At 36.8% G+C, this 17789-nt stretch carries 7 protein-coding genes; 1 reads left to right on the top strand and 6 read right to left on the bottom strand.

Translation table 11 applies throughout. The annotated features are described in order from the left end of the window. Nucleotides 1-14: 14 nt before the first annotated feature. From IPK18_11310 to IPK18_11285, 6 genes are all read right to left on the bottom strand, one after another. Nucleotides 15-2435, bottom strand: a complete 2421-nt coding sequence (locus tag IPK18_11310) for a gliding motility-associated C-terminal domain-containing protein (GenBank protein ID QQR97445.1) — start codon at nucleotides 2433-2435, stop codon at nucleotides 15-17. Between the two features lie 156 nt (nucleotides 2436-2591). Further along, nucleotides 2592-3545 carry a hypothetical protein gene (locus IPK18_11305; GenBank protein ID QQR97444.1) on the bottom strand — a complete coding sequence of 318 codons (954 nt, stop codon included), beginning with the start codon at nucleotides 3543-3545 and terminating at the stop codon, nucleotides 2592-2594. 175 nt (nucleotides 3546-3720) lie between these two features. Beyond that, entirely contained in the window at nucleotides 3721-7731 is a 4011-nt protein-coding gene (locus IPK18_11300) for a hypothetical protein (GenBank protein ID QQR97443.1), read from the bottom strand. Then, nucleotides 7614-12425 carry a hypothetical protein gene (locus tag IPK18_11295; protein ID QQR97442.1) on the bottom strand — a complete coding sequence of 1604 codons (4812 nt, stop codon included), beginning with the start codon at nucleotides 12423-12425 and terminating at the stop codon, nucleotides 7614-7616. Before IPK18_11295 ends, IPK18_11300 begins: the two co-directional genes overlap by 118 nt. Before the next feature lie 182 nt (nucleotides 12426-12607). Then, the gene (locus IPK18_11290; GenBank protein QQR97441.1) at nucleotides 12608-14086 is read right to left on the bottom strand and encodes a hypothetical protein; all 1479 of its coding nucleotides are present in this window, start codon (nucleotides 14084-14086) and stop codon (nucleotides 12608-12610) included. 31 nt (nucleotides 14087-14117) lie between these two features. After that, nucleotides 14118-15785 (bottom strand): proprotein convertase P-domain-containing protein, encoded by a 1668-nt coding sequence (locus IPK18_11285; protein QQR97440.1) that lies wholly within the window; start codon nucleotides 15783-15785, stop codon nucleotides 14118-14120. Between the two features lie 474 nt (nucleotides 15786-16259). On the opposite strand from IPK18_11285, the gene IPK18_11280 reads away from it, so the two are divergent. After that, nucleotides 16260-17465, top strand: coding sequence for an IS4 family transposase (locus IPK18_11280; GenBank protein ID QQR97439.1), 1206 nt, complete (start codon nucleotides 16260-16262; stop codon nucleotides 17463-17465). The last annotated feature ends 324 nt before the right edge of the window (nucleotides 17466-17789 follow it).

Raw genomic sequence — 17789 nt, 5'->3', positions numbered from 1 at the left:
CTCTTTATATCATCTTATCTATGTATAACGATAAACCCTGCTTTATTAATATCATCTCCTGCACTGTTTATATACTTGATAACATAGTAGTATGTACCATCTGGAAGTGGTGCACCTTTGTATCTACCATCCCACTCGCCTCGGTAATCCTCATTTCTGTAAACCTCTATGCCCCATCTGTTGTACACACAGAATACTATCGCACTTGAACTTGGACATGGTATCGTATAGTAATCATTTACTCCATCGCCATTCGGTGAGAAAGCATCATACAACTCACACTCATTTTCTCTTACTATTCTTACATATGCCCATGCTGTATCATTACCATCTGGATCACATATCACATATTGGAAGCTGTCTACTCCTGTAAAGTCTGTATTTGGTGTATAAGTCACATTTCCTGATGGTGTATTGATATTACTTAATGTTCCATTTACTGGGTATGTAACTATAGCATCATCACATAATTGTAATGGATCACTGTCTGTCTGGATATCATTGCCTATAACATTTATAACTACTGGTACATTAACTTTCGTTGTTGTGTCATTATTAATTGCTATCGGTGGTATACCTGTTACGGTTACATAAACTGTAGTCTCTATACATGTATCTGTGCCTGTAATGCAGCTCATAATACATAAGGTATCTGTACCTTTTACTTTACCTGCTGTGTATACTAAGCAACCTTGCTCGTTGATAGTCCATGTGATGTAATTTCCTGTTCCTGAGGTCTGACCTGCACAGCTCGTTACTGTGATGTCTGTTCCTCGTGGTTGTAAGAAATCACAAATACTATCTACGCTATTCACTGGTAAGCTATCTCTTATCGTGTCTCTTGGTGTCTCTACAGTAATGATGATAATCGTTGTATCGCAGTAGCCTTTGTCATCACATACTACTATACATGTCGTATCATTACCTGTTTGTCCTTTTGATGGTGTGTATGTTATACATGGATTCAAGCCATCTATCGTTACTTTGTTATCCGTATCACATGTTGTAATACTAATTACTGTACCTGGTAACTCTGTTGTGTCTACACATACTGGTACTGGACAGTTATAACATGTCGTGTCTCTGATCGTATCTTTAACTGTACAGCCTACTACACATACTCGAACACTATCTCTACAGCCACTCTCCTTGCCCTCTACTACTACCCAATGACAGCCTGATGGAATGATAACCTCACTACCTTTAGGTAATTCATTGATATTGTATCCTACCGTATGTCTTACACCTGTATTTGTACTTAAGATACGCATATCGCCATATATGCCTCCTCGGCGACCACCTGCTACTCTATCTCCATCTACTACCCATGCTCCTAATGGATCTATGCTATTTAAGTAAGCTACTAACTCAGTGTAAGATGTATAGCTAAATGCACCATATTTTACTCCATTTATTCTAACACTATCTAATCTGTGTAATACACCATTGTTATAACCTCCTGATAAGATATGTGTACTGAAGTCATACCCTGCTGTTGTATCATAATCACAGCCACTCATATCAAATGTATTCAATCTTGTCTCATCAATATAAACATTGTAGTTTGTTAAATCTACAAATGCAATTGGTAAACAGTATTGACCTTCTCCATTTACACAAGGCACTTCAACATAAGTCTCTTCTATTATGCTATCACATTCTACACATTCTACACAAATTAGAGCACTGTCTACACAGCCTGTTATTGTATCTTCTAACACAACCATATGACAACCTCTATCAAGCATTAATTTACTTCCTGTATAGGTAACATAGCTATTGTATTCATTTATGAATGTTCCAACTCTTGGATCTAATGCAAAGATTTGTAGTCCTATTCCTGTATTATACAATCTGCTTGGATTACCTGCTTTGATTATCATATCTTCTGCATACCACATGCCTTGAGCATCTACACTATTCATATACACTACTAACTCTTCTAATGTTGTAAAGCTGATATTTGGTGATAAAGTTCTATTACTATCTATACCCCAACGCTCTAATATATGCCCTACACCATCTAGGTATTGATTAGCATTAAAGCTATAACCACCAGCTACTTCCTCTTCACCACAACCACTTAATGAACTAAATGCCATTGCTTGTTTTGTACCATCTATGTAAATATGGTATTGTTGTAATGTTTTCATATCTAATGGTAAACAATAAGCTACTTCCTCTTCTCCTCTACATGGTAATACTGTATCTCTAATGATATCTTTACAGTTTGGTAAGTTAGAGATAATCGCTACTGTTGTATCACTGATGCCTGTCGTTGTATCTGTCTTAACGATACATAAGGTATCTAAGTTGTAGCCTACTACGCCACTTCTTGTAATCGCAATACAGCCATCTTCTAATGCTGTGTATACATTGCCACTGTTGTTCATCGAACCTGCACAGTCTACTATCGTCGTTACTATATTACTCATACCATTATCTATGCTCGCACATATTGTGTCTGTTGTATAGATAACATTCGTATCTCTGATCGTATCTCTGCTTGGTGTATTACTAATGATTACTACTGTTGTATCTGTAATACCTGTCGTTGCATCTACTGTTACTACACATAATGTATCTCAGTTCTAGCCTACTTTCCTGCTTCTCTCTACTACCATACACGTTGTGCCTGGTCCTACTGTGTCTACATTACCACTGTTGTCCATCGAACCTGCACCCTCTACGATGTAGATACTGTCGGCATTCATGCCTAACTCTACATCTACACATACTGTATCTGTCGTGATGATAACATTCGTATCTCTAATCGTATCGCGCTTAGGTAGATTACTGATAATCGCTACTGTTGTATCACTGATGCCTGTTACAGTATCTGTCTTAACGATACATAAGGTATCTAAGTTGTAACCTACTACGCCACTTCTTGTAATAGCAATACAACCATCTGCTAATGCTGTGTATACATTGCCACTGTTGTTCATTGCGCCTGCACAGTCTACTATCGTCGTTACGATATTACTCATACCATTATCTATGCTAGCACATATTGTGTCTGTTGTATAGATAACATTCGTATCTCTGATCGTATCTCTTGTCGGTGTATTACTAATAATTACTACTGTCGTATCTGTAATACCTGTCGTTGTATCTACTGTTACTACACATAATGTATCTAAGTTATAGCCTACTTTATTGCTTCTATCTACTACGATACATGTTGTGCCTGGTATTACTGTGTATACATTGCCACTGTTGTTCATCGAACCTGCACAGTCTACGATGTAGATACTGTCGGCATTCATGCCTAACTCTACTTCTACACATACTGTATCTGTCGTGATGATAACATTCGTATCTCTAATCGTATCGCGCTTAGGTAGATTACTGATAATCGCTACTGTTGTATCACTGATGCCTGTTACAGTATCTGTCTTAACGATACATAAGGTATCTAAGTTGTAACCTACTACGCCACTTCTTGTAATCGCAATACAACCATCTGTTAACGCTGTATATACATTGCCACTATTGTTCATCGCTCCTGCACAGTCTACTATCGTTGTTCTGATATTACTCATACCATTATCTATACTAGCACATATTGTGTCTGTTGTATAGATAACATTCGTATCTCTGATCGTATCTCTTGTCGGTGTATTACTAATAATTACTACTGTCGTATCTGTAATACCTGTCGTTGTATCTACTGTTACTACACATAATGTATCTAAGTTATAGCCTACTTTATTGCTTCTATCTACTACGATACATGTTTGTGCCTGGTATTACTGTGTATACATTACCACTGTTGTTCATCGAACCTGCACAGTCTACGATGTAGATACTGTCGGCATTCATGCCTAACTCTACTTCTACACATACTGTATCTGTCGTGATGATAACATTTGTATCTCTAATGGTATCACGTTTCGGTAAGTTGCTGATAATTGCTACTGTTGTATCACTGATACCTGTTACTGTATCTGTCTTAACTATACATAAGGTATCTAAGTTGTAACCTACTACGCCACTTCTTGTAATCGCAATACAACCATCTGCTAACGCTGTGTATACATTACCACTGTTGTTCATCGCACCTGCACAGTCTACTATCGTCGTTACGATATTACTCATACCATTATCTATGCTCGCACATATTGTGTCTGTCGTATAGATAACATTCGTATCTCTGATAGTATCTCTTGTCGGTGTATTACTAATAATTACTACTGTCGTATCTGTAATACCTGTCGTTGTATCTACTGTTACTACACATAATGTATCTAAGTTGTAACCTACTTTATCGCTTCTATCTACTACGATACATGTCGTACCTGGGATAACTGTGTATACATTACCACTGTTGTTCATCGAACCTGCACAGTCTACTATGTAGATACTGTCTGCATTCATGCCTAACTCTACATCTACACATACTGTATCTGTCGTGATGATAACATTCGTATCTCTAATCGTATCGCGCTTAGGTAGATTACTGATAATCGCTACTGTTGTATCACTGATGCCTGTTACAGTATCTGTCTTAACGATACATAAGGTATCTAAGTTGTAACCTACTACGCCACTTCTTGTAATAGCAATACAACCATCTGCTAATGCTGTGTATACATTGCCACTGTTGTTCATTGCTCCTGCACAGTCTACTATCGTCGTTACGATATTACTCATACCATTATCTATGCTAGCACATATTGTGTCTGTTGTATAGATAACATTCGTATCTCTGATCGTATCTCTTGTCGGTGTATTACTAATAATTACTACTGTCGTATCTGTAATACCTGTCGTTGTATCTACTGTTACTACACATAATGTATCTAAGTTATAGCCTACTTTATTGCTTCTATCTACTACGATACATGTCGTACCTGGGATAACTGTGTATACATTACCACTGTTGTTCATCGCGCCTGCACAGTCTACGATGTAGATACTGTCGGCATTCATGCCTAACTCTACATCTACACATACTGTATCTGTCGTGATGATAACATTCGTATCTCTAATCGTATCGCGCTTAGGTAGATTACTGATAATCGCTACTGTTGTATCACTGATGCCTGTTACAGTATCTGTCTTAACGATACATAAGGTATCTAAGTTGTAGCCTACTACGCCACTTCTTGTAATAGCAATACAGCCATCTGCTAACGCTGTGTATACATTACCACTGTTGTTCATCGCGCCTGCACAGTCTACTATCGTCGTTACGATATTACTCATACCATTATCTATGCTAGCACATATTGTGTCTGTTGTATAGATAACATTCGTATCTCTGATCGTATCACGTGTCGGTGTATTACTAATGATAACTACTGTCGTATCTGTTATGCCTGTCGTTGTATCTACTGTTACTACACATAATGTATCTAAGTTATAGCCTACTTTATTGCTTCTATCTACTACGATACATGCCGTACCTGGGATAACTGTGTATACATTACCACTGTTGTTCATCGAACCTGCACAGTCTACTATGTAGATACTGTCGGCATTCATGCCTAACTCTACATCTACACATACTGTGTCTGTCGTGATGATAACATTCGTATCTCTAATCGTATCGCGCTTAGGTAGATTACTGATAATCGCTACTGTTGTATCACTGATGCCTGTTACAGTATCTGTCTTAACGATACATAAGGTATCTAAGTTGTAGCCTACTACGCCACTTCTTGTAATAGCAATACAGCCATCTGCTAACGCTGTGTATACATTACCACTGTTGTTCATCGCGCCTGCACAGTCTACTATCGTCGTTACGATATTACTCATACCATTATCTATGCTAGCACATATTGTGTCTGTTGTATAGATAACATTCGTATCTCTGATCGTATCACGTGTCGGTGTATTACTAATAATTACTACTGTCGTATCTGTTATGCCTGTCGTTGTATCTACTGTTACTACACATAATGTATCTAAGTTATAGCCTACTTTATTGCTTCTATCTACTACGATACATGTCGTACCTGGGATAACTGTGTATACATTACCACTGTTGTTCATCGCGCCTGCACAGTCTACGATGTAGATACTGTCGGCATTCATGCCTAACTCTACATCTACACATACTGTGTCTGTCGTGATGATAACATTCGTATCTCTAATCGTATCGCGCTTAGGTAGATTACTGATAATCGCTACTGTTGTATCACTGATGCCTGTTACAGTATCTGTCTTAACGATACATAAGGTATCTAAGTTGTAGCCTACTACGCCACTTCTTGTAATAGCAATACAGCCATCTGCTAACGCTGTGTATACATTACCACTGTTGTTCATCGCGCCTGCACAGTCTACTATCGTCGTTACGATATTACTCATACCATTATCTATGCTAGCACATATTGTGTCTGTCGTATAGATAATATTCGTATCTCTGATCGTATCACGTGTCGGTGTATTACTAATGATTACTACTGTTGTATCTGTAATACCTGTAGTTGTATCTACTGTTACTACACATAATGTATCTAAGTTATAGCCTACTTTATCGCTTCTATCTACTACGATACATGTCGTGCCTGGGATAACTGTGTATACATTGCCACTGTTGTTCATCGCGCCTGCACAGTCTACGATGTAGATACTGTCAGCATCCATGCCTAACTCTACTTCTACACATACTGTATCTGTCGTGATGATAACATTCGTATCTCTAATCGTATCGCGCTTAGGTAGATTACTGATAATCGCTACTGTTGTATCACTGATGCCTGTTACAGTATCTGTCTTAACGATACATAAGGTATCTAAGTTGTAACCTACTACGCCACTTCTTGTAATCGCAATACAACCATCTGTTAACGCTGTATATACATTGCCACTATTGTTCATCGCTCCTGCACAGTCTACTATCGTTGTTCTGATATTACTCATACCATTATCTATACTAGCACATATTGTGTCTGTTGTATAGATAACATTCGTATCTCTGATCGTATCTCTTGTCGGTGTATTACTGATGATAACTACTGTCGTATCTGTAATACCTGTCGTTGTATCTACTGTTACTACACATAATGTATCTAAGTTATAGCCTACTTTATTGCTTCTATCTACTACGATACATGTTGTGCCTGGTATTACTGTGTATACATTACCACTGTTGTTCATCGAACCTGCACAGTCTACGATGTAGATACTGTCGGCATTCATGCCTAACTCTACATCTACACATACTGTATCTGTCGTGATGATAACATTCGTATCTCTAATCGTATCGCGCTTAGGTAGATTACTGATAATCGCTACTGTTGTATCACTGATGCCTGTTACAGTATCTGTCTTAACGATACATAAGGTATCTAAGTTGTAACCTACTACGCCACTTCTTGTAATAGCAATACAACCATCTGCTAATGCTGTGTATACATTGCCACTGTTGTTCATTGCGCCTGCACAGTCTACTATCGTCGTTACGATATTACTCATACCATTATCTATGCTAGCACATATTGTGTCTGTTGTATAGATAACATTCGTATCTCTGATCGTATCTCTTGTCGGTGTATTACTAATAATTACTACTGTCGTATCTGTAATACCTGTCGTTGTATCTACTGTTACTACACATAATGTATCTAAGTTATAGCCTACTTTATTGCTTCTATCTACTACGATAGTGTTGTGCCTGGTATTACTGTGTATACATTGCCACTGTTGTTCATCGAACCTGCACAGTCTACGATGTAGATACTGTCGGCATTCATGCCTAACTCTACTTCTACACATACTGTATCTGTCGTGATGATAACATTCGTATCTCTAATCGTATCGCGCTTAGGTAGATTACTGATAATCGCTACTGTTGTATCACTGATGCCTGTTACAGTATCTGTCTTAACGATACATAAGGTATCTAAGTTGTAACCTACTACGCCACTTCTTGTAATCGCAATACAACCATCTGTTAACGCTGTATATACATTGCCACTATTGTTCATCGCTCCTGCACAGTCTACTATCGTTGTTCTGATATTACTCATACCATTATCTATACTAGCACATATTGTGTCTGTTGTATAGATAACATTCGTATCTCTGATCGTATCTCTTGTCGGTGTATTACTAATAATTACTACTGTCGTATCTGTAATACCTGTCGTTGTATCTACTGTTACTACACATAATGTATCTAAGTTATAGCCTACTTTATTGCTTCTATCTACTACGATACATGTTGTGCCTGGTATTACTGTGTATACATTACCACTGTTGTTCATCGAACCTGCACAGTCTACGATGTAGATACTGTCGGCATTCATGCCTAACTCTACTTCTACACATACTGTATCTGTCGTGATGATAACATTTGTATCTCTAATGGTATCACGTTTCGGTAAGTTGCTGATAATTGCTACTGTTGTATCACTGATACCTGTTACTGTATCTGTCTTAACTATACATAAGGTATCTAAGTTGTAACCTACTACGCCACTTCTTGTAATCGCAATACAACCATCTGCTAATGCTGTGTATACATTACCACTGTTGTTCATCGCACCTGCACAGTCTACTATCGTCGTTACGATATTACTCATACCATTATCTATGCTCGCACATATTGTGTCTGTCGTATAGATAACATTCGTATCTCTGATAGTATCTCTTGTCGGTGTATTACTAATAATTACTACTGTCGTATCTGTAATACCTGTCGTTGTATCTACTGTTACTACACATAATGTATCTAAGTTGTAACCTACTTTATCGCTTCTATCTACTACGATACATGTCGTACCTGGGATAACTGTGTATACATTACCACTGTTGTTCATCGAACCTGCACAGTCTACTATGTAGATACTGTCTGCATTCATGCCTAACTCTACATCTACACATACTGTATCTGTCGTAATGATAACATTTGTATCTCTAATAGTATCACGTTTCGGTAAGTTACTGATAATTGCTACTGTTGTATCACTGATGCCTGTTACGGTATCTGTCTTAACGATACATAAGGTATCTAAGTTGTAACCTACTACGCCACTTCTTGTAATCGCAATACAACCATCTGCTAATGCTGTGTATACATTACCACTGTTGTTCATCGCACCTGCACAGTCTACTATCGTCGTTACGATATTACTCATACCATTATCTATGCTCGCACATATTGTGTCTGTCGTATAGATAACATTCGTATCTCTGATCGTATCTCTTGTCGGTGTATTACTAATAATTACTACTGTCGTATCTGTAATGCCTGTCGTTGTATCTACTGTTACTACACATAAAGTATCTAAGTTGTAGCCTACTTTATTGCTTCTATCTACTACGATACATGTCGTACCTGGGATAACTGTGTATACATTGCCACTGTTGTTCATCGCTCCTGCACAGTCTACGATGTAGATACTGTCGGCATTCATGCCTAACTCTACATCTACACATACTGTATCTGTCGTGATGATAACATTCGTATCTCTAATCGTATCGCGCTTAGGTAGATTACTGATAATTGCTACTGTTGTATCACTGATGCCTGTTACTGTATCTGTCTTAACTATACATAAGGTATCTAAGTTGTAACCTACTACGCCACTTCTTGTAATAGCAATACAGCCATCTGCTAACGCTGTGTATACATTACCACTGTTGTTCATCGCGCCTGCACAGTCTACTATCGTCGTTACGATATTACTCATACCATTATCTATGCTAGCACATATTGTGTCTGTTGTATAGATAACATTCGTATCTCTGATCGTATCACGTGTCGGTGTATTACTGATGATAACTACTGTCGTATCTGTTATGCCTGTCGTTGTATCTACTGTTACTACACATAATGTATCTAAGTTATAGCCTACTTTATTGCTTCTATCTACTACGATACATGTCGTACCTGGGATAACTGTGTATACATTACCACTGTTGTTCATCGAACCTGCACAGTCTACTATGTAGATACTGTCGGCATTCATGCCTAACTCTACATCTACACATACTGTGTCTGTCGTGATGATAACATTCGTATCTCTAATCGTATCGCGCTTAGGTAGATTACTGATAATCGCTACTGTTGTATCACTGATGCCTGTTACAGTATCTGTCTTAACGATACATAAGGTATCTAAGTTGTAGCCTACTACGCCACTTCTTGTAATAGCAATACAGCCATCTGCTAACGCTGTGTATACATTACCACTGTTGTTCATCGCGCCTGCACAGTCTACTATCGTCGTTACGATATTACTCATACCATTATCTATGCTAGCACATATTGTGTCTGTTGTATAGATAACATTCGTATCTCTGATCGTATCACGTGTCGGTGTATTACTGATGATAACTACTGTCGTATCTGTTATGCCTGTCGTTGTATCTACTGTTACTACACATAATGTATCTAAGTTATAGCCTACTTTATTGCTTCTATCTACTACGATATATGTCGTACCTGGGATAACTGTGTATACATTACCACTGTTGTTCATCGCGCCTGCACAGTCTACGATGTAGATACTGTCGGCATTCATGCCTAACTCTACATCTACACATACTGTGTCTGTCGTGATGATAACATTCGTATCTCTAATCGTATCGCGCTTAGGTAGATTACTGATAATCGCTACTGTTGTATCACTGATGCCTGTTACAGTATCTGTCTTAACGATACATAAGGTATCTAAGTTGTAGCCTACTACGCCACTTCTTGTAATAGCAATACAGCCATCTGCTAACGCTGTGTATACATTACCACTGTTGTTCATCGCGCCTGCACAGTCTACTATCGTCGTTACGATATTACTCATACCATTATCTATGCTAGCACATATTGTGTCTGTTGTATAGATAACATTCGTATCTCTGATCGTATCACGTGTCGGTGTATTACTGATGATAACTACTGTCGTATCTGTTATGCCTGTCGTTGTATCTACTGTTACTACACATAATGTATCTAAGTTATAGCCTACTTTATTGCTTCTATCTACTACGATACATGTCGTACCTGGGATAACTGTGTATACATTACCACTGTTGTTCATCGCGCCTGCACAGTCTACTATGTAGATACTGTCGGCATTCATGCCTAACTCTACATCTACACATACTGTGTCTGTCGTGATGATAACATTCGTATCTCTAATCGTATCGCGCTTAGGTAGATTACTGATAATCGCTACTGTTGTATCACTGATGCCTGTTACAGTATCTGTCTTAACGATACATAAGGTATCTAAGTTGTAACCTACTACGCCACTTCTTGTAATCGCAATACAACCATCTGTTAACGCTGTATATACATTGCCACTATTGTTCATCGCTCCTGCACAGTCTACTATCGTTGTTCTGATATTACTCATACCATTATCTATACTAGCACATATTGTGTCTGTTGTATAGATAACATTCGTATCTCTGATCGTATCTCTTGTCGGTGTATTACTGATGATAACTACTGTCGTATCTGTAATACCTGTCGTTGTATCTACTGTTACTACACATAATGTATCTAAGTTATAGCCTACTTTATTGCTTCTATCTACTACGATACATGTTGTGCCTGGTATTACTGTGTATACATTACCACTGTTGTTCATCGAACCTGCACAGTCTACGATGTAGATACTGTCGGCATTCATGCCTAACTCTACTTCTACACATACTGTATCTGTCGTGATGATAACATTTGTATCTCTAATGGTATCACGTTTCGGTAAGTTGCTGATAATTGCTACTGTTGTATCACTGATACCTGTTACTGTATCTGTCTTAACTATACATAAGGTATCTAAGTTGTAACCTACTACGCCACTTCTTGTAATCGCAATACAACCATCTGCTAATGCTGTGTATACATTACCACTGTTGTTCATCGCACCTGCACAGTCTACTATCGTCGTTACGATATTACTCATACCATTATCTATGCTCGCACATATTGTGTCTGTTGTATAGATAACATTCGTATCTCTGATCGTATCACGTGTCGGTGTATTACTGATGATAACTACTGTCGTATCTGTTATGCCTGTCGTTGTATCTACTGTTACTACACATAATGTATCTAAGTTATAGCCTACTTTATTGCTTCTATCTACTACGATACATGTCGTACCTGGGATAACTGTGTATACATTACCACTGTTGTTCATCGCGCCTGCACAGTCTACGATGTAGATACTGTCGGCATTCATGCCTAACTCTACATCTACACATACTGTGTCTGTCGTGATGATAACATTCGTATCTCTAATCGTATCGCGCTTAGGTAGATTACTGATAATCGCTACTGTTGTATCACTGATGCCTGTTACAGTATCTGTCTTAACGATACATAAGGTATCTAAGTTGTAGCCTACTACGCCACTTCTTGTAATAGCAATACAGCCATCTGCTAACGCTGTGTATACATTACCACTGTTGTTCATCGCGCCTGCACAGTCTACTATCGTCGTTACGATATTACTCATACCATTATCTATGCTAGCACATATTGTGTCTGTTGTATAGATAACATTCGTATCTCTGATCGTATCACGTGTCGGTGTATTACTGATGATAACTACTGTCGTATCTGTTATGCCTGTCGTTGTATCTACTGTTACTACACATAATGTATCTAAGTTTTAGCCTACTTTATTGCTTCTATCTACTACGATACACGCGTACCTGGGATAACTGTGTATACATTACCACTGTTGTTCATCGCGCCTGCACAGTCTACTATGTAGATACTGTCGGCATTCATGCCTAACTCTACATCTACACATACTGTGTCTGTCGTGATGATAACATTCGTATCTCTAATCGTATCGCGCTTAGGTAGATTACTGATAATCGCTACTGTTGTATCACTGATGCCTGTTACAGTATCTGTCTTAACGATACATAAGGTATCTAAGTTGTAACCTACTACGCCACTTCTTGTAATCGCAATACAACCATCTGTTAACGCTGTATATACATTGCCACTATTGTTCATCGCTCCTGCACAGTCTACTATCGTTGTTCTGATATTACTCATACCATTATCTATACTAGCACATATTGTGTCTGTTGTATAGATAACATTCGTATCTCTGATCGTATCTATAGCACATGTTGGTGCAGCACAACTTGGTCCGCCACAATTTCCTGTGCCTAATGTAACATTGGGGCCTACAGTACCCGGTACCGCTCCATCTGGGTCATTCAAATTAAACTCCCCAGTAATTGTTCCTGAATTGGTAATATTAACTGTTGAATACGCACATGCATTATTGCTATTGTTATTATCATCATCTACCCCAGACAAAGTTTGAGAAGAAGATGCAACAGAAATTTCCGAATATATCTTAGAATTATCATGAAGAATACTAATATTATGCCCTGAATTATTCGACTTACCATTAAATTCAATTCCTCCACCTAGTATACATCCATAATTATGGAATTCCCATGCACTCATCCATATTCCTGGTGCTGGACTAGGTGACACATTTACTAAATAATAATTGAAGAATAAACTTCCTGCATGAAATTGCATGTCATAAACATTCATTATACCCTCATTAATAGTAGTGGGTTTACCATTACCTCCATTACAAGAAGTCCATCCTTGATTGGATGTGTGATATTTTCCATTTAATACATTCATTGTTGCTCCTGTATGGTTATACACTGTATCCTTTGAACGCCAAAGAAAAACTGCAGTAGTCCCGTTTGAACCTACAACATTTAATGTCCCATAGTTATCTATTTTGGAATAACTACATTCCGTTGACTCAATTATATTATCCACCTCCATTGTCCCATGGTTTATTAATTGCGCAACTGCTCCTCCTGATGTTGACCCATTAAAATCTATACCAAATGAAGGACCAATTAATGAGGCTCCTGTGTTAATAGTTACACTTCCACCTGGATCAATATCAATTGTAACATTTAGTACAACTGCATGGTTAATAATTACATCGTCTGTTGGAGATGGAACTCCACTTGGTGACCAAGTACCAGCAACATTCCAGTTACCATTACCGGTTGAAGTTTTGGTAACAGAATACGAGAGCAATGAAAGGCTCAATGCAATCAGCAATAGCCCACTTTTCTTGAAAAGCTGCTTGTTACTTTTTAGTTGTATAATTTTTCTCATGATTTTAGAATCTAAATTTTAATTTAATAGATTATTTCTCTTGTTTTGAAAGTTGAATAGGAATGATAATAATATTGTTAGTTTCATTACTTTCTTTGTAATTATTATTAGGGTCAACTTTTAACCGCAAATAATATGTACCATTCTTTAATCCTTTGGGCAATGTTATATCTTGTCCCTCATAATTTTCGCCATAATAGTCTATGCCGCCAACCGAAAGACCTTGAAGGGCTTCATTGCATGCATTATATTTTCCTCCTAATCCGTAATTAGGAATATTTTTTGCCGAATACACTTTTTCTATTTTACAATTAGCAATATCGTCCCTACAACACGACAAATCCCAAATACAGAAACTTGCCTTTACACCCGTACTGATTAGTTTCCATTTATTCACATCACTTTCATTGTCTACCTTTTGTAACAATTCATAAGAAACAAATTCATCTGCATGAAAGTGTTCATGACCAGGACGCTCATCGTAAGCTATGGTGCCCGCTTGGTGTCGTTGGGTTTGCCATTTGCCGTTCTTTAAACCATAAATAACCTGAATTAAATTAGTTTTGGCGTATTTTCCATCTGGACAAGGTTGAGAATTCTTGACCTCTATACTATCGCAATACCATTTATTTTCACTGACCACTTCTAATGGACCTAAACCTAGGTTGACCGTTTCTACCCCAAACAAAATTCTACCACTCCGCACATCCGATGGCGAAAATTCAGTTATATTATTCAATGTGAACTCTTCGACAATACGAAGATCCGGCATTAGCCATCCTTCATTTTTGTTCTTTGAACATTTACATCCTTTAGGTGTATCAAAGCTACAAGCCGAAAAGGCTTTTACGGCAGGCGAAGAACCAAAAAATAAAGACACACTCTTAAATTCCCCTGAATCCCCTTGTCTTAAGTCGTATACCTTTAAAATCCAATTTCCATTAGGATTCTGATTGTTATTAAAATTTGATAACTCTCCATCAGGAATATATTCTCCCAAGAAGGGCGCTTTACCCTGAGTAATGTGTCCTTTAAAACCATTTTGAGAAAAACGCGTTTCAATATAATTGCCCCCATCTTTACCATTACGGTTTGTAATCCAAACCAATGTTCCGTTTGGGCTAAGCAATTCTACCTTAATATCCGAAATAAATTTATGCTGTATAGCTAATTGTAATGATTTAAACCCAAATTCTTTATTTGCTTTTTTAGGCAAACCTGAAACAGGGATAATTATCGATAAGGGTAAGTTTTTTGTTGCTATATTAAAATCAGGGATGGGCATGTTTCTTTCCACTGAATTGAATCGGAATTCTTTTACAGTATTTGCCTTTACCCAAGTAGAATCTATTATACCAGAAATTGGATTTCTGGAGAAAGGATTAAAATACAAATGTGCATCCGTTAAGGTATTAGAAGTAAGGTTGGTTACCTGCATTCTAAACGTATCTGGCTGGCAAAACTGCATTTTATTGGCAGTAGGAATCGCACCTGGAAAAGAAGCATCGATAAAGATGTTATTACCAGGAGAAGCCATTGCAGATTTGCCAGTAAACAACAAAAGAGTTGTTAATAATGCAAACACAAAAGAGGTGAATTTAGTATTTTTCATCTGAAGATTATTATTATTTGAAGCGGTGCAGATGGAATATCCAGTTAAGTTTTGAGCTTGTTGGATAGATGACTTTGGATATTTCATTGGATGACTTTTAGATAGCATGGATGTGTTTTTAAAACATCAGATTGGGTGGAAACCTCAGTAATTGCAGCTTGTTTGAAGCATTTGTTAGTTGCTTGATATGCACTATTGAAAAGTGAATTTGTTTGACTGTTGTGCAAAAATTTGTTTTCCATTTCTTTTCGTTTAAATACAATAAAAAAGTGCATTCCAACACGATGGTTGAATGCACTTATTTGATATGTTATAGTAACCTTTCAAAGGTATGTATAGTTATTCTTAGTTAGTTAGTTGTTTATAAATGTAAAAAACAGAGTTCTCCACATTTATAGACAGCAAAAATAGTAAATTGGTTTTATAAAAACAAATTTTAAGTTAAAAAAAGTGAAAAAAATATTAAAAATAACACTACTGTCCGATAAAAATAAAAAAAGAGAGCCATAATTTTGGGATTATGGCTCAAAATATATAGTTTGTTTTTGCACAACTTACTATATGAATAAAAGTACGCATAATTTTGGTAATTCCGTTCTCGGACAGCTGATTTCTTTAATTCCTAATTCTATTATTGATAGATCTGTTAACAAGCATAACAGCGACAGGTACATCAAACGATTTACAACATTAGAACATTTAGTCACGATGTTGTTTTGTGTTGGTTCCAACAGTACTTCACTTCGTGAAGTTTGTACTAATTTATTAGGTTTAGAAGGCAAACTCAAACATATCAGACTCAAACAGCCACCTAAGAAAAGTACGCTTAGTGATGCTAATAAACGTAGAGATGCTGTTGTGTTTGAACAAATCTATTACAACTTGTTGGCTTTTTATAAATCAACTTTATCGGACAGCCGATTTAGAGAAAGCTTTGGAAAAGAGCTGTCCATTATTGATTCTACTACTATTTTTCTATTTAAAGACATCTTAAAGTGCGTTGGACGCAAACCTATAAACGGCAAAAGTAAAGGAGGCATCAAAGTGCATTTGCAAATTAGAGCAGATTATAATCTACCAACTTTAGTGAAATTTACAGACGCTACTGTTCATGATAGTAATTTTATCCTGCATATTTCGTTCAACACCGACACCATCTATTGTTTTGATAAAGGTTATGTTGATTATGTACTCTTTGAACGGTTTAACAGCGAGCAAATACCATTTGTAACACGTATTAAGGATAATGCAAAATTTAGCTCTAAAGAAGGATATAGTTTAGATAATTGTACAGATGATGCGGTACTTAAAGATGAGCAAATAGAATTGGATATACGAGAAAATGGCACTATTGTACGACAATTACCACTTCGTAGAATTGCCTATTGGAGCGAACAACACAACAAATGCTATGAGTTTATTACCAACATCTACGATTTACAACCTCAACAAATTGCAGCAATCTATAAGCAACGATGGCAAATTGAGCTGTTGCACAAACAACTCAAACAAAACTTTCCACTCAATTATTTTTTAGGTGATAATGAAAATGCTATCATTATTCAAATTTGGTGTACGCTTATTTACAATCTACTCATCACCGTTATTCAACGAAAAGTAGAAAACAGAAAATGGGCTTTTGCTAATCTGTGTTCATTAATCAGAACGCACTTATTTAACTATATAAACCTAAAATCATTCCTCAAAAATCCACAAAAACACTACATCATTGCTACCCAAAATCAAATCCAGTTATTCTCAGGATAACCTGCTTTTGTTTTATTGTAATTTTATCACACATTTATATTGATTATCAATATCAAAAAAATATTCCGTAGTTTTATCGGACACTAATGATGTTTTTTTCTTTAACAAATTTACCCCACACAAATTTAAGTTAATAAAACTAAAAAAACAAGTTAAAAATAAAAAGATAATGAAAATGATACATTTTATTTTGATTATTATATTACAGTGCTTTAGATTAAATTTTATTTCAATGCTCCATATAGAAAATATTTATAATATAAAGAGAAACACATAAACAATTCATTTACGGTATGAAATACAATAATTCTAAAGTATAAAACT

Source organism: Sphingobacteriales bacterium (genome assembly GCA_016699615.1).
Taxonomy (GTDB): Bacteria; Bacteroidota; Bacteroidia; order Chitinophagales; family JADIYW01; genus JADJSS01.
Note: the sequence above shows the minus strand (reverse complement) of the source record. Positions and strands in the feature narration are given on the sequence as shown.

Excerpts from the sequence above, each read along its gene's own strand:
- IPK18_11310 (QQR97445.1), bottom strand. The coding sequence starts at position 2,435 with ATGAGTAATATAGTAACGACGATAGTAGACTGTGCAGGTTCGATGAAC.
- IPK18_11300 (QQR97443.1), bottom strand. The coding sequence starts at position 7,731 with ATGTGTAGAAGTAGAGTTAGGCATGAATGCCGACAGTATCTACATCGT.
- IPK18_11280 (QQR97439.1), top strand. The coding sequence starts at position 16,260 with ATGAATAAAAGTACGCATAATTTTGGTAATTCCGTTCTCGGACAGCTG.
- IPK18_11295 (QQR97442.1), bottom strand. The coding sequence starts at position 12,425 with ATGAGTAATATCGTAACGACGATAGTAGACTGTGCAGGCGCGATGAAC.
- IPK18_11290 (QQR97441.1), bottom strand. The coding sequence starts at position 14,086 with ATGAGAAAAATTATACAACTAAAAAGTAACAAGCAGCTTTTCAAGAAA.
- IPK18_11285 (QQR97440.1), bottom strand. The coding sequence starts at position 15,785 with ATGAAATATCCAAAGTCATCTATCCAACAAGCTCAAAACTTAACTGGA.
- IPK18_11305 (QQR97444.1), bottom strand. The coding sequence starts at position 3,545 with ATGAGTAATATCAGAACAACGATAGTAGACTGTGCAGGAGCGATGAAC.